This window comes from Blautia sp. JLR.GB0024 (assembly GCF_037000545.1).
GTDB classification, from domain to species: Bacteria; Bacillota; Clostridia; order Lachnospirales; family Lachnospiraceae; genus Blautia; species Blautia celeris.
Genome location: NZ_JBANBF010000012.1, coordinates 70,820 through 83,981, shown reverse-complemented (window position 1 = coordinate 83,981; position 13,162 = coordinate 70,820). Strand labels below are relative to the sequence as shown.

Genomic DNA, 13,162 nt, shown 5'->3' with positions numbered 1-13,162 from the left:
GCGGTGAAAAATTCCCCTCCTGATTTCAACAAAAATTCAACAAGTTATTCATATACTTTTGTATCATACGAAAGCAAATCAAGAAAGAAGGAGGAAACACAAATGAACAAAAAGAAACACGAATTTCCGCATGCATTTGTCATTCTGTTTGCCATTTTGATATTGATGGTGATCTGCACATGGCTGGTTCCTGCGGGGCAGTACAACAGAGTGGAGGTAGACGGAAAACAGGTCGTGGATGCGGACAGCTTTCAATATGTGGAATCTTCTCCTGTAGGTTTTATGGGATTATTCCAGTCCATTCCCCAGGGAATCCAGGATGGAGCGGCTTTGATCACCATGATCTTTACAATCGGCGCCGCAATCGGTCTTGTAAACAGTACGGGGGCTTTAAAAGCCGCAGTCATGACACTATCCAAAAAGCTGGGTGAAAAGCACAGTAAACTGGTATTGATCGGTATTATGGTCTTCTTTCTCTTCATCGGAGGGTTTCCCGCAATGCTGGAAGGCACGATTCCCTTCGCAGCCGTCTGTATCCCCATCTGTCTTGCACTGGGATACGACGTCATAACAGGGATATCCGTCGTATTCATTGCAGATATTGTAGGGTGGTCCGCCGGCCCGGCAAACTATTACACGGTTGGAAACGCCCAGATCATCGGCGGCCTGAAACTGTTCTCCGGTTTTTCCTACCGTATGGTGGCTCTGGTCGTACTTGGTTTGGTCAGTATCTTCTACGTGATCCGCTATGCTGAAAAGGTTCGGAAAGACCCATCAAAAGGACTCATGGCCGGACAGGACTATTCTGATCTTGCAGGGGACCAGGAGGAAACTGCGTTTACCGGACGCAGAAAACTGGTGGTTGTGGTATTTATGGCTGCTATCCTTCTCATCGTTATCGGCTGTCTGAAATGGGGATGGGGAATGCCGGAGATGTCAGCCGTCTATATCATCTGCGGGATCGTATGCGGAATCATTGCAGGCTACAAGAGCGGCAAGATTGCAGACGAGCTTTTAGAGGGAGCCAAATCCGTGTTTATCGCGGCGATGGCCATTGGAATGGCAAGGGCCATCTCTGTTGTCATGCAGCAGGGACTGATTCTGGATACCATTATCCACGGTCTGTCCGGTGTGCTGGCGGGACTGCCTGAAAGTCTTACCAGTATCGGAATGCTGGTGGTACAGACCATTCTGAATTTCTTTATCCCTTCAGGAAGCAGCCAGGCACTGGTTACCATGCCCGTACTTATGCCTGTTGCAGAGATAACCGGACTCAGCAAACAGCTTACCATCCTGGCATTCCAGTTTGGAGACGGCTTGAGCAATCTCTGCTATCCTACTATGGGCGCACTGATAGCATTCCTGTCCTATGGACGTGTTCCTTTTAACAAATGGATAAAATTTATCATGCCATTTATGCTTCTGGCATGGGGTGCCTGCATTATCCTTCTTATTGCCGGCACTATCATCGGATATTAGAAATCTTATACACCATTCTGTCACGCAGTTTCATCCTGCCTGCCGGAATGGTGTTTTTCATCCCCCTCATTCCGCTGTAATTCTGAAAAAACATCTCCTCTCTTCTATTTGCATTCCCAATTATTAAAATAACCACAAATTATATTGACGTTATTTTTTACAGATGATATAATCCACATATAACATTTGCAATATATTTATTTGCATAAGTCGGTCAGGAGGTGAATTTTAAAAAGACGTCATAAATATCATTGCAGACAACACAGACGGAAAACAGCGACAACAAAGCCATACTGTACTGCCAGCCGCCGGCATCTGTACACAGCCGCAGATTTTGCAGCGACAGAATGGCCGCCTGTTAAGATGCCCATCAGACCGGGCAGCAGAAAGGAGAAGATATGGGGGATTCAGATGGAGGGAAGAAGCGAAACGGAATCAGCAGATCCCTGAAAAGATTTTTTGGTGTGGGGGACTTTGGCTTTTCCTTTATGACCAATATTGAAACGTATTATTTTACTTATTTCCTGACAAATATTGCAGAATTTTCACTCCCGATCGTTACCATGATCACAACCATAGCCAGTGTAGTGGATGCTGCACTGTCCTGGATATACGGAGTTATTCTGGACACATTTAAGCCTATGAAATGGGGGCGCTACCGATCCTGGCTGGTGGTCATCCCATGGCTGGTGCCGTTTCTTTACGCATTCCAGTTCGTACGCGTGGGAAGCGGAACCGCAGCCGTGGTGATCATCATCGCAGCCACGATCACAAGCCATATTGCATGGAACATTCCATTCGTAGCCAACATTTCCATGATCAACATGGCTTCCAAGACCCCGGAGGACCGCATGGCTCTGTCCTCATCAAGAGCTATCTGGCAGTCTCTGGGCCGGGTATTTTATTCCTATGTAGGCCCGGCAGTGGTAGCTGTCATGGCCGGTATTGTTGGAGAAAAGAATTCCTACGGCGCCACAGCCTTTGCCTTTGCCGCACTGATGGCAGCCGGATATTTCGCGCATTTTAAAATGTTTGAAGGCTACGAGGAAACCGGTGCCCAGGAAATTGAGAGGATGCGGCGTGAACTTGCGGAGAAGAAAGCCCGCGGCCGCCAGGATAAGGGAAACAGCCTTCTGAAGTGCCTCACCACCAATCCCTACCTCTTAGGGCTGACTGTAGCCGACCTGGCAAAATATATCTACAGTTTTGTCGCCAGCGGCATTGCCGTATATTATTTCACCTATGTTGCGCACAACAAGGACCTGACTGCTACATTCATCCTTATCTCCAGCCTGCTGGGAGTTGCAGCTTCTTATCTTTCCAAAACAGCAGCCAAAAAGTTCTCTGCCAGAAACACTGTCATCTACGCCTATCTTGCCATGGCAGTTGTGCTTGTGCTGGGATTTCTCTTCTATCGGCAGCCCTGGGCAGTGATCATCCTGGTCAGCCTGGCTCAGTTCTTCTGCACCATGACAAACGCGTGCGGTCCCGCTCTCTATGCGGACTGTGCCATTTACAGCGAATACAAAACCGGAAAAAATGCCACCGGACTGATCATGGGACTCAGCAACATCCCACTGAAGATTGGCGTGGTGAGCCGCGGCATTTTGATCAGCGCCTGTCTCGCCATCGCAGGCTTCAATCTGGAAACTGTGGAAAAAGGGATCACGTCCCCGCAGTTAGAGCGCGGAATCAGCATGGGCTTTACGATCATTCCCGCCATTGCCGTAGCTCTGGGTGCTGTCATCATGATTTTCGGTTTCCGCCTCACAAGGGACAAAATAGAAAAATATTCTGCAGAACTGGAAAAACGGAAATAGTATGTGAATAAGAAAAGGAGGAATAATATTATGTTAACCAAACGTCAAAACCTTATGGAGACGATCAGAGGCGGCAGTCCTGACCGCTTTGTCAATCAGTATGAGGCCTTCCGGCTCATTCAGAATCCTCTTGGCGGACACAATCCCAACCCCAAATACGGGGAGATGAATGTAAAGAATGCCTGGGGTATCACACGTTCCTGGCCCAAGGGCACACCGGGCGCTTTCCCTGTACACACGCCTGAAAAGGTGGTGATCAAGGATATCCGGCATTGGAGGGATTATGTACATGCACCCAGTGTCAAATTCTCTGACGCGGAGTGGGAGCCTTTTATCAAACAGGCAGAGGAGACAGACCGCAGGGAATCTTTTGTTATGCCTTTTGTAGCCCCGGGCCTTTTTGAACAGTGTCACCATCTGGGGGAAATCCAGACCACCCTCATCAATCTGTACGAGGAACCGGAAGCCATGCATGAACTGATCGATTACCTCACGGATTTTGAACTGCAGCTTGCAGAGGAGATCTGCACACACCTGAAACCGGACGGCCTGTTCCACCACGATGACTGGGGCAGCCAGACCTCCACCTTTATGTCCCCGGCCATGTTTGAGGAGTTCTATCTGCCGGGCTATAAAAAGATCTACGGATACTATAAATCCCATGGTGTGGAACTAATCGTACACCACTCGGATTCCTATGCAGCTACCTTTGTGCCCTATATGATCGATATGGGCGTGGACATCTGGCAGGGCGTCATGACCACCAACCGGATACCGGAACTGATTGAAAAGTACGGCGGCAAAATTTCTTTCATGGGCGGGATTGACAGTGCCAAAGTGGATTATGAAGGATGGTCCAGAAATGTCATTGCAAGAGAGGTCAAAAGAGCCTGCGATGAAAACGGAAAATACTATTTCATCCCCAACGCATCCATCGGCCTCCCCACAAGTACCTATGAGGGGGTATATGATGTGATAACCCAGGAGATTGACAAGTACAGCAGGGAAGTCTTCGGATAAAAAAAGATAAAAAAACTGCCGGACACGGGTATTTCCCGGTCCGGCAGTGCTGTATTTCTTATGCATTCAGCGGATATTTATCTGTCAGTTCCTTCACAATAGCCTTGGCCTGCTCTTTCTTCTCCGGTTCTTTCACCATAATGGCAATAGCCTCTGCGATCTTATCCATGTCTTCCTCATTCATGCCCCTGGATGTCACTGCTGCTGTTCCCAGACGCACACCGCTTGTCACAAACGGTGATTCCGGGTCATTGGGAATGGCATTTTTATTGCAGGTGATGTTTGCTTCATCCAGCAGGTTTTCCATGGCTTTGCCTGTCACCCCTGTGCCTCTTAGATCCACCAGCATCAGATGGTTCTCTGTGGTTCCTGACACAATGTTGATACCGCGTTTCAGAAGGCCGTCGCAAAGCGCTTTGGCATTCTTCACAATGTTTTTCTGGTACTCTTTATATTCAGGCTGCAGCGCCTCTTTTAAGCAGACTGCCTTGGCAGCTACCACGTGCATCAGCGGACCGCCCTGGATTCCCGGGAATACGGCTTTGTTGAAATTGAATTTTTTCGCGATCTCAGCGCTGCACATGATCATACCGCCCCTTGGGCCTCTCAGTGTCTTGTGGGTTGTGGTGGTGGTCACATGCGCATACGGGATGGGGCTTGGGTGTACGCCTGCTGCCACCAGACCTGCGATATGGGCAATATCTACCATCAGGTAAGCACCTGCCTCGTCGGCAATCTCCCTGAATTTCTTGAAATCAATGATTCTGCAGTAGGCACTGGCGCCGGCCACGATCAGCTTTGGTTTTGACTCCAGCGCAATTTTGCGGACTTCCTCATAATCGATCACACCCTCATCATTTACTCCGTAAGGCACAATGTTAAAGTACGCGCCGGAGAAGTTAGCCGGGCTTCCGTGTGAAAGGTGTCCGCCGTGGGCCAGATTCATGCCCATAACCGTATCACCTGGCTTCAACATAGCAAAGAACACAGCCATATTTGCCTGCGCACCGGAATGGGGCTGTACATTCACATATTCACAATCAAACAGTTCTTTTGCGCGTTCTACAGCGAGACGTTCCACTTCATCCACACATTCGCAGCCGCCGTAGTAGCGTTTTCCCGGATATCCCTCCGCATATTTGTTTGTCAGCGGGCTTCCCATAGCAGCCATGACTGCCTTGCTTACCCAGTTTTCTGATGCGATCAGCTCGATGTGGGAGTTCTGACGCTCAACCTCATCATTAATACACTTCGCTATTTCCGGATCTGTTGCCTGAATTTCTTCCAATGAATACATGTTTTCCAATCCTCACCTTTCTTATAATTAACCTTAGAATCCGCTGTGCGGATACTTTACCGACAATATCTTTCTTATAAAGATATTTGTTTTCCACCGAAAGACATTTGCCGTGTAAAAAAATGCCCAGAGCCGGAATCGAACCAGCGACACGAGGATTTTCAGTCCTCTGCTCTACCAACTGAGCTATCTGGGCATGTATGGGAATACGATAACAATACACCGTTTTCTCAAACAACACTGCAATATTATCATATTCCCTTTCATATTTCAATAGTTTTTTTCATTTTTTTACATTAATCTGGTAAATTGTTACTATTCACAAATCTATGAACTTCAGCGGGCTCTGCCCTGTACACAATTACACAATTGTGTTCCTGATACATCCAATACCTTCAATTCCGCACTCCACAACATCCCCGGGATTCAGGAATCTTGGGGGAATCATCCCCATTCCCACCCCTGCCGGTGTTCCCATGGCAATGATGGTGCCGGGCTTTAATGTCATGCCCGCAGATAATTCCGCGATCACATGGGGAATATCAAAAATGAACATATCCGTACTGCTGTTCTGCCGCAGTACCTCATTGACCCTGCTCTTGATGGCCAGCTTCGGCGGTCTCGGAACATCGTCCTCTGTGACGATAAATGGTCCCATGGGGGTGAATCCATCCAGGCTCTTTCCAAAATACCACTGCTTATGGCGTGTCTGCACATTTCTGGCACTCACATCATTGATCACCGTATAGCCGAATACATAGTCAAACGCGTCTTCCTTCTTTACATTCTTCGCTTCTTTCCCTATGATAACTGCCAGCTCCGCTTCGTAGTCCAGGCTGTCCACCAGCCCGGGATAGGAGGGAATGGTACCTCCGTCAGGTGTTGCCTCATTCACGCGTTTGGAAAAATACACTGCGTAAGGACGTTCCTGATCGAATTGCTCTTTTTTAAAACGGCTGGACTCCACTGCATGCTCCCTGAAGTTCATGCCCAGACAGATCATATCCTGTCTCGGATGGGGAATCGGGGCACACTGGACAACATCTTCATAACGCAGAAGCCTTCTGTCCGGCTGGTCACAGGCCTGTTCCATAATATTCCTCTGTTCCGGGGTTATATTCTCGATCAGATCATTCATATCCCTGAAATGAATCCCCAGATCTTCAATAGGGATAAAACGATGGAATGCAAAGGAGCACATCAATCCCAGCCGTTCCTTATCATCACCCTGCAGTTTATATGTAAGTAATTTCATGTTTTTTCCTCCTCATGCAAAACACCCGTCAAAGATTTCAGCACGTTACAACATAAAATTTCGTTATACATAATAGTATCACAGTTTTCCGGTGTTTTCCACTAAAATCTCATAAAATTTTATGTTATTTGCATAAATATTATTCCTTATTCCGGCAATTCCTTCTTAGAGAATTTTGACGAGAGGATCACCGATGACACGGTATTACCGAACTTTCCCAATTCTCCCAGGAGTCCCTCGAACTGCCCGGTATCCGGGACAAAGACCTTCATGGTGGCTCCGTAAACGCCGATGGTGTGGTACAGCTCAAGCACATAAGGGGAATCTTCACAATATCTGGCCAGTTTCTGCCAGCTGCTGCTCGGTATCTCCATGTTGATGAACGCTGCCATTCCTTTCTGGATTCTTCCTCTTTTTATAATGGTCCTGTATCCTTCAATGATCCCCTCTTCCTCCAGGCGCCGCACCCGTTCAGTGACCGCCGGGGAGGTGAGACCCACCAGGGTACCCAGCTCCTTCATGGAGATTCTGGCATTTCCCTGAAGGATATTCAGGATCTTTTTATCCGTACTGTCCATACGCCTCTGCCGCCTCCTGTCCATTCACTTTGTCCATTATAAGTCTTTCCCCACACCTTGTCCATCTATTTTCCCGCCTGTATACTACTTTTCATTTTTAAGAAAATCCATGAAAATACTTTAAATGTATAAGTCAGATGCCCCATATACCTTTTTCCCTCCATGTTCTTAATGACCAGTGCCTGCTACAATATAGACAGTTACAAAAATAGTTTTTCAGGAGGTATCCATCATGGAAAATATCAACTTACCCATTACAGGAATCTGTTCCTTTGCCAAATATCCTATCTGTACCGACATGGACACCCTGGACGCCGATATAGCGGTCCTGGGCGTGCCATATGACCAGGGCGCAGCCTGGTACGGAGGCCAGAGACTGGCGCCCCGGGCCATCCGAAACATATCCACTGCCTATGCCAGAGGTGAGACCGGCTTCTACGACCCTGAGGAGGATGCCTGTCTTTTGGCCTCCCCCATCAAAGTTGTGGACTGCGGGGATGCGGATATGCTCCACGGTGACCGCGAATACTGTTTCTCTTCTATAGAAGAAAGTGTGCGCAGGATCATAAAGCGGGGTGCCGCCCCGGCCGTTATGGGCGGTGACCACTCCATCTCCATCCCCGTGGCAAAAGCACTTGATGAGATCGGGGAAACCATCAACATCGTACAGTTTGATGCTCATTTGGATTTTGCCATGTCCCGTGGCCCCCAGAAATACGGAAACGGCAGCCCCATCCGCAGAATGCGTGAAATGCCCCACATCGGCAGTATTGTCCAGATCGGCATGCGGGGTCTGGGCAGCAGTTCCCGTCAGGACTGGGAGGAAGCCAGGGCAGCCAACACCGTCATAACTGCCAAAGATTTTCACCGTCTTGGTGTGGAAAAAGTGCTGGCTCAGATACCGGCGGGCAAGACCTTCATCACCTTCGATATTGACGCCTACGACATTTCCCTCATGCCCGCCACAGCCGCGCCTTCTCCCGGGGGGCTGCTCTATGATGAGACCTGCGAACTGCTCAGCGGCATCTGCGCAAAAACGGACATCATAGGCTTCGATCTGGTGGAAACCGCGCCGTCCTACGACACTCCCGCCACTACCGGCTGCCGTCTGGCTGCACTGACCATGCTGCATATCATGGGGCAGATGACGAAAAAAACACTGGCGTAATTCTCCTTCATTGATTATAATGGTTCAAAACGAACACATTATATATAAGATTGGAGGAAATGCTTATGCTTCGTTCCAGTTATTATCTTCAACAGCTCCGTGATATTCTGTATATTGCCCCTGTGGTGCTCATAGCGATCATGGGCCACGAATTTGCCCACGGCTGGGTCTCTGACCGGCTGGGTGATCCGACTCCCAGAATGGACGGCAGACTGACGCTGAATCCGCTGAAACACCTGGATCCTTTCGGCACTCTGTGTCTGATTTTTTTCAGAATGGGATGGGCAAAACCCGTGAGGATCAACACCCGGTATTATAAGAACCGAAAATCAGGCATCATCATGGTTTCCCTGGCCGGTCCTTTCATGAATTTTATCCTTGCCTTTCTGTCCCTGCTTCTCTATGGCCTTCTTGGAAAATACGGAAGCGCTGACTCCGTGTCCGTCACCGTATTTATCCGGCTGCTGTATTATTCGGCAGTTATGAACATCGGCCTGGGGGTATTTAACCTGATTCCGATTCCGCCGCTGGACGGTTCCAACGTGCTGGCCGAATTATGGCCCGGAGTCTCCGTCTTTTACCAGCGCATCCGCCCTTACCGCACCTGGATTCTGGTCATTCTGCTGGCAAGCGGTGCTCTGAGCCGGCCTCTGGGAACAGCAAATGCTCATATTTTCAACACTCTCTGGGGATTTGTGAAACTGCTGCTGAATCTGACTCCGCATATACCACAGACAAGTCCGTTCATATAATGCCAAAGCGGGAGTCCGGTTTACCGGGCTCCCGCTGCCGCTTCCCCGGCACACGCCTCCTTATCCTTAAACAAATGTCTGAAAATCCATCTCACAAACGGCCCCGCAAAAAATATCTGCCAGCAGAACGCCATGGGAAAGTTCAAAACCGTTGTCTGAAGCCATTTTGCGACAACCTGGGAATCCACCCCTTTAAAGAGAAGCGTAGCGATAAGACTCATCAGGGGACACATAATACACACCGTCATGGCTGACACCACAAGGATCACAACAATCTGCCTGTCTTTCCCCGGATCTGCTATGGAAAACGCCAGCTTCTTTGCCAGCGGCCCCGCAAGGAACATTTCCAGCAAAAACGCCGCGATTCCCATGATCACCAGTTCCCCAAAGGCCATTACGAACACCTCATTGGTAAGTCCTCCTCTGTCCAATGAAATGTTGTACACCACCAGTGCATAGACCATCACCACCACCATGAGAAGTGTAAAGATAACATCCTGAAATTTTGTTTTCGGCATAATAAATTCCTCCTTCTTCCGGCATCAAAAAAGGCAGCAAGATATATGACTCGTAACTTTCGCTGCGATCATGTCATATAATCTCACTACCATTTTCATCTGATACCATTATTTATTTTTTTCTGCTATCCTATGGTAACAGAATTTTTTTCCCTGTGTAAGCACTTTTTTTAATTTCAGCACTTCGCCCTCAGGACCTGTTCTCATCTGTACGGCATTCGTCAGATTCCCCTGTTACTCTTATCTTTGTTTTCTTACAAATAACTCATTAAACAAAATCGTAACGATTGTGACAGCTGCCCCTATCCCTGCCAGAATCCATAGATTATTCACGGCGATAACAGGCCAAATTGCTACGAACACAGAAGTACAAGGTACAAAACAGCCCTGCGCCACACCAAATGCCTCCCAGCTTTCCGTCTTTACATCCGGGTCAACACAGCGGGCCAGCGCCAGGCCGCTGGGTGTAGAACCACAGCCTGCCCCGAAAAACATCAGTGCCAGAGGAAACCAGTCCTTTCCAAACCAACGGCGCATAAATACCATACACAACAGTGACATTAAAAGGATTATGATAACCATATGTATCAGAATCGGCGCAAGATATGTTGCAAAGAATGATAAATTTAATGTTGCTGTTGCAGAGCAGATACAAATTTCCAGCGCCACACCGCCGATATTATCCACGGCCGCCTTATCCGCGTATTTATCCAGATGTGTTCTTGTCAGGAAAAACCATACGATAATCGCACCAACTATGCCGTACAGCAGAGAGGGAATATTCTGCGCTGCCGGGATCACTTTTGCAATTCCGCCGAATATAACGCTTCCAAGCCACATACTCAGAAATACAAAACACATCTGGAGTGCCAGGCCGTTAATGGAATCAGACGCAATGGTGGCTCTTCCCAGGGATTTCTGTTCTTCCGGCAAAACATAGTCATTTTTTCTTTCCCTGCTGTTTCCCCCTTTATCCAGTGCTCTTGCCCAGCCCCTGCGGACCCCCACATTAACCCAGAACATTCCCGCTACCATGGCAACGATCAGACCTAAGGTTGCCAGGATGAGGCCAATACTCAGCATCCCCTCTACACCTAATTCCTCGAACAGCGTGCCGGATGATGTAGCCGCACCATGACCGCCCCAATAGGTAAATACGGTCATAACACCCCAGCTTTCAGGCAGCCCTTTCCAAATCTTTTGCAGTCCTACGCCTGCAAGAATACCAACCAGCATCTGTGAAAAATACGACAGCATATTACTGCTGATCGCACCTGCATAGGATTTCATTTTTGATTTATTGATTGCGATACCGAATAATGTAGTAGTCAGTACAATATTGATCATTGGTGACGCCATGCTTGACCAGGTATCGGGCATTGCAAACAGGTTCAAGACCTGCGGCCCCATGATCAGTGCAGCGGTACCCCCGATCAGTCCCGAAGGAAGATACAGCTTGCGCAGAGGCTTTATAATCTGCCGAAGCACCACTCCTATCATTAAAAACAAAAATAGTAACATCAAATCATTGACTGCTGTTGTATACATAATTATCCTCCTAACACTTCGTGTAATCCATATAGTCCGTGTATTCCACTCCCAGCGCCCGCAATTTTTCCTCGACCCAGGGACGTATGTAAGTTCCTTCCTTTTTCATGGTATCCAATATTTTTCTCTCATTTTCCTGTATTTTTCGTACCTTGTCCAACAATTCCGGGGCTTCCTCAGGCCTGATAAAAATCACGCCATCCTCATCTCCCAGAACGATATCTCCGGGATTGACCACTCTTCCTCCACACACTACAGTGGTATTGATCTCCCCCGGCCCGTTTTTATAAGGCCCATCCGGTGTCACGCCTCTGGCATAGACAGCAAAATCCTCCATTTTAGACATTGCATCCACATCCCTGACTGCTCCGTCCACAACAATCCCCCTGATTCCTTTCATCCTGCAGTAAGTTACCATCAACTCTCCAAAGACAGATCTTCTTGTGTCCCCGCCGGCATCAATGACAATGACATCCCCCGGCTTTGCCAGATCCATCGCTGCATGAAACATCAGATTATCCCCTTCCGGAACCTTTACGGTAAAAGCCGTGCCCAGCAGTCTTGTTTTATTTACAGGGACAATATCCTCATGCACTGCAGATATCCGCCCCATACAGTCATCCAGGTTTGCTACGGCAACTCCTGCAAACTGGTCTACCAGTGTTTTTTCCGGTCTCTTTATATCCTTTACGATCCTGCATCCTGTTTTCATATTTTCCAATCCCTTTCCACTTTCTTTTATGGTTTTCTTTTATGTTTTTTTCCATGCCTGCTATATTACTCTATGCTTCGGTTCCTTCCCTTCCAGAACGCTGAGTACCTCCTCCACAACCTCCATTCCCATGCGGTAGAGGGCCTCCTCTGTATTCGCCCCTATGTGGGGTGTTGCGCAGAAATTCTCCAGTGTCATCAGCTTATTGCTTCCATCAGGCGGCTCACTGACAAACGCGTCACAGGCAGCCGCTTTTATTCTTTTCTCTTTCAGAGCCTTATATAAATCCTCTTCATTGACGATCCCGCCCCTTGCTGCATTTATTAAAATGGCATTCTTTTTAAAATACTGAAATTCCGGCTCTGCGATCATATTTTCAGTTGATGTCGTAAGCGGCACACTGATATTCACAATATCCGAAACCATAAGCAGATTCTTCAGCTCCGTGTACTTTTTTATCCCCCAGGCTTTCGCCTGCTCCTCCGTACAATAGGGATCATATCCCGCGAGCACTGCCGAAAAGCCATTTTTCAGTATCTCTCCTACACGCCGTGCAATATTTCCCATGCCGACTAACCCTACCGTCTTATTTGTCAGCTCAATACCTGTCATCTCCGGAGGGGCGATCCTTTCAAATCCTTCTTCTCTGCATTTTGCATCACATACGGATATTTTTCTGCTGACCGTCAGCATTAAGCCCACAATCAGTTCTGCCACAGAATTTGTGTTGGCTGACGGGGTGTTGAGCACGGTAATTCCGTATTCCCCGGCAGCTTCAAGGTCTATCGTATTACAGCCAACGCCATGTTTTCCTATTACCTTCAAGTGCTTTGCTCTCGCCATAATTTCCCTGCTTACCTCTGCAGTCCGCAGGATAACCGCATCAATATCCTCCGCATGCTCAAAAGAGTCCACTACCTCTGCTCTTTTCCTGAGTAAAGCCTCTGCATCCGGATGAATGTATTCACTTAAGTATACAACCATATTTTTTCTCCCTGTTCTATTCCTTGAGATC

General features: G+C 48.1%; 12 protein-coding genes and 1 tRNA gene. 5 read left to right on the top strand and 8 right to left on the bottom strand.

The annotated features are described in order from the left end of the window. The first annotated feature begins 102 nt into the window (after positions 1-102). From V8Q34_RS21250 to V8Q34_RS21240, 3 genes are all read left to right on the top strand, one after another. A complete protein-coding gene (locus V8Q34_RS21250; protein WP_335836273.1) occupies positions 103-1,479 on the top strand; it encodes a YfcC family protein in 1,377 nt (458 codons plus the stop codon). A gap of 398 nt (positions 1,480-1,877) precedes the next feature. Then, positions 1,878-3,299, top strand: a complete 1,422-nt coding sequence (locus V8Q34_RS21245; protein WP_335836272.1) for an MFS transporter — start codon at positions 1,878-1,880, stop codon at positions 3,297-3,299. A 30-nt stretch (positions 3,300-3,329) separates the two neighbouring features. Then, on the top strand, positions 3,330-4,319 hold the full coding sequence (locus V8Q34_RS21240) for a uroporphyrinogen decarboxylase family protein (RefSeq protein WP_033141435.1): 990 nt from the start codon (positions 3,330-3,332) through the stop codon (positions 4,317-4,319). Between the two features lie 58 nt (positions 4,320-4,377). Here V8Q34_RS21240 and glyA read toward each other — a convergent pair whose 3' ends face one another. The 4 genes from glyA to V8Q34_RS21220 all read right to left on the bottom strand — a co-directional run bounded on the left by glyA (position 4,378) and on the right by V8Q34_RS21220 (position 7,449). Next, positions 4,378-5,616, bottom strand: coding sequence for a serine hydroxymethyltransferase (gene glyA, locus V8Q34_RS21235; RefSeq protein WP_033141436.1), 1,239 nt, complete (start codon positions 5,614-5,616; stop codon positions 4,378-4,380). Between the two features lie 123 nt (positions 5,617-5,739). Then, positions 5,740-5,812, bottom strand: a tRNA-Phe gene (locus V8Q34_RS21230). 165 nt (positions 5,813-5,977) lie between these two features. Next, positions 5,978-6,871, bottom strand: coding sequence for a fumarylacetoacetate hydrolase family protein (locus V8Q34_RS21225; protein ID WP_335836271.1), 894 nt, complete (start codon positions 6,869-6,871; stop codon positions 5,978-5,980). 146 nt (positions 6,872-7,017) lie between these two features. After that, the gene (locus V8Q34_RS21220; protein WP_052099459.1) at positions 7,018-7,449 is read right to left on the bottom strand and encodes an Lrp/AsnC family transcriptional regulator; all 432 of its coding nucleotides are present in this window, start codon (positions 7,447-7,449) and stop codon (positions 7,018-7,020) included. Positions 7,450-7,681: 232 nt separating this feature from the next. Here V8Q34_RS21220 and V8Q34_RS21215 point away from each other — a divergent pair, with 232 nt between their 5' ends. Both V8Q34_RS21215 and V8Q34_RS21210 read left to right on the top strand, forming a co-directional pair. Continuing rightward, entirely contained in the window at positions 7,682-8,617 is a 936-nt protein-coding gene (locus V8Q34_RS21215) for an agmatinase (protein WP_335836270.1), read from the top strand. 65 nt (positions 8,618-8,682) lie between these two features. Beyond that, positions 8,683-9,369, top strand: a complete 687-nt coding sequence (locus V8Q34_RS21210) for a site-2 protease family protein (RefSeq protein ID WP_054351972.1) — start codon at positions 8,683-8,685, stop codon at positions 9,367-9,369. 20 nt (positions 9,370-9,389) lie between these two features. Here V8Q34_RS21210 and V8Q34_RS21205 read toward each other — a convergent pair whose 3' ends face one another. The 4 genes from V8Q34_RS21205 to V8Q34_RS21190 all read right to left on the bottom strand — a co-directional run bounded on the left by V8Q34_RS21205 (position 9,390) and on the right by V8Q34_RS21190 (position 13,131). Continuing rightward, on the bottom strand, positions 9,390-9,887 hold the full coding sequence (locus tag V8Q34_RS21205; protein ID WP_033141441.1) for a DUF2798 domain-containing protein: 498 nt from the start codon (positions 9,885-9,887) through the stop codon (positions 9,390-9,392). 240 nt (positions 9,888-10,127) lie between these two features. Beyond that, positions 10,128-11,435, bottom strand: a complete 1,308-nt coding sequence (locus V8Q34_RS21200) for a sodium/glutamate symporter (protein WP_335836269.1) — start codon at positions 11,433-11,435, stop codon at positions 10,128-10,130. Between the two features lie 10 nt (positions 11,436-11,445). Further along, positions 11,446-12,147 (bottom strand): RraA family protein, encoded by a 702-nt coding sequence (locus V8Q34_RS21195; RefSeq protein ID WP_335836293.1) that lies wholly within the window; start codon positions 12,145-12,147, stop codon positions 11,446-11,448. Positions 12,148-12,207: 60 nt separating this feature from the next. Beyond that, complete coding sequence (locus V8Q34_RS21190; protein ID WP_335836268.1) at positions 12,208-13,131, bottom strand: hydroxyacid dehydrogenase; 924 nt, start codon at positions 13,129-13,131, stop codon at positions 12,208-12,210. Between the last annotated feature and the right edge of the window lie 31 nt (positions 13,132-13,162).

Coding starts and splice junctions, on each gene's coding strand:
- V8Q34_RS21250 (WP_335836273.1), top strand. CDS start 103: ATGAACAAAAAGAAACACGAATTTCCGCATGCATTTGTCATTCTGTTT.
- V8Q34_RS21245 (WP_335836272.1), top strand. CDS start 1,878: ATGGGGGATTCAGATGGAGGGAAGAAGCGAAACGGAATCAGCAGATCC.
- V8Q34_RS21240 (WP_033141435.1), top strand. CDS start 3,330: ATGTTAACCAAACGTCAAAACCTTATGGAGACGATCAGAGGCGGCAGT.
- glyA (WP_033141436.1), bottom strand. CDS start 5,616: ATGTATTCATTGGAAGAAATTCAGGCAACAGATCCGGAAATAGCGAAG.
- V8Q34_RS21225 (WP_335836271.1), bottom strand. CDS start 6,871: ATGAAATTACTTACATATAAACTGCAGGGTGATGATAAGGAACGGCTG.
- V8Q34_RS21220 (WP_052099459.1), bottom strand. CDS start 7,449: ATGGACAGTACGGATAAAAAGATCCTGAATATCCTTCAGGGAAATGCC.
- V8Q34_RS21215 (WP_335836270.1), top strand. CDS start 7,682: ATGGAAAATATCAACTTACCCATTACAGGAATCTGTTCCTTTGCCAAA.
- V8Q34_RS21210 (WP_054351972.1), top strand. CDS start 8,683: ATGCTTCGTTCCAGTTATTATCTTCAACAGCTCCGTGATATTCTGTAT.
- V8Q34_RS21205 (WP_033141441.1), bottom strand. CDS start 9,887: ATGCCGAAAACAAAATTTCAGGATGTTATCTTTACACTTCTCATGGTG.
- V8Q34_RS21200 (WP_335836269.1), bottom strand. CDS start 11,435: ATGTATACAACAGCAGTCAATGATTTGATGTTACTATTTTTGTTTTTA.
- V8Q34_RS21195 (WP_335836293.1), bottom strand. CDS start 12,147: ATGAAAACAGGATGCAGGATCGTAAAGGATATAAAGAGACCGGAAAAA.
- V8Q34_RS21190 (WP_335836268.1), bottom strand. CDS start 13,131: ATGGTTGTATACTTAAGTGAATACATTCATCCGGATGCAGAGGCTTTA.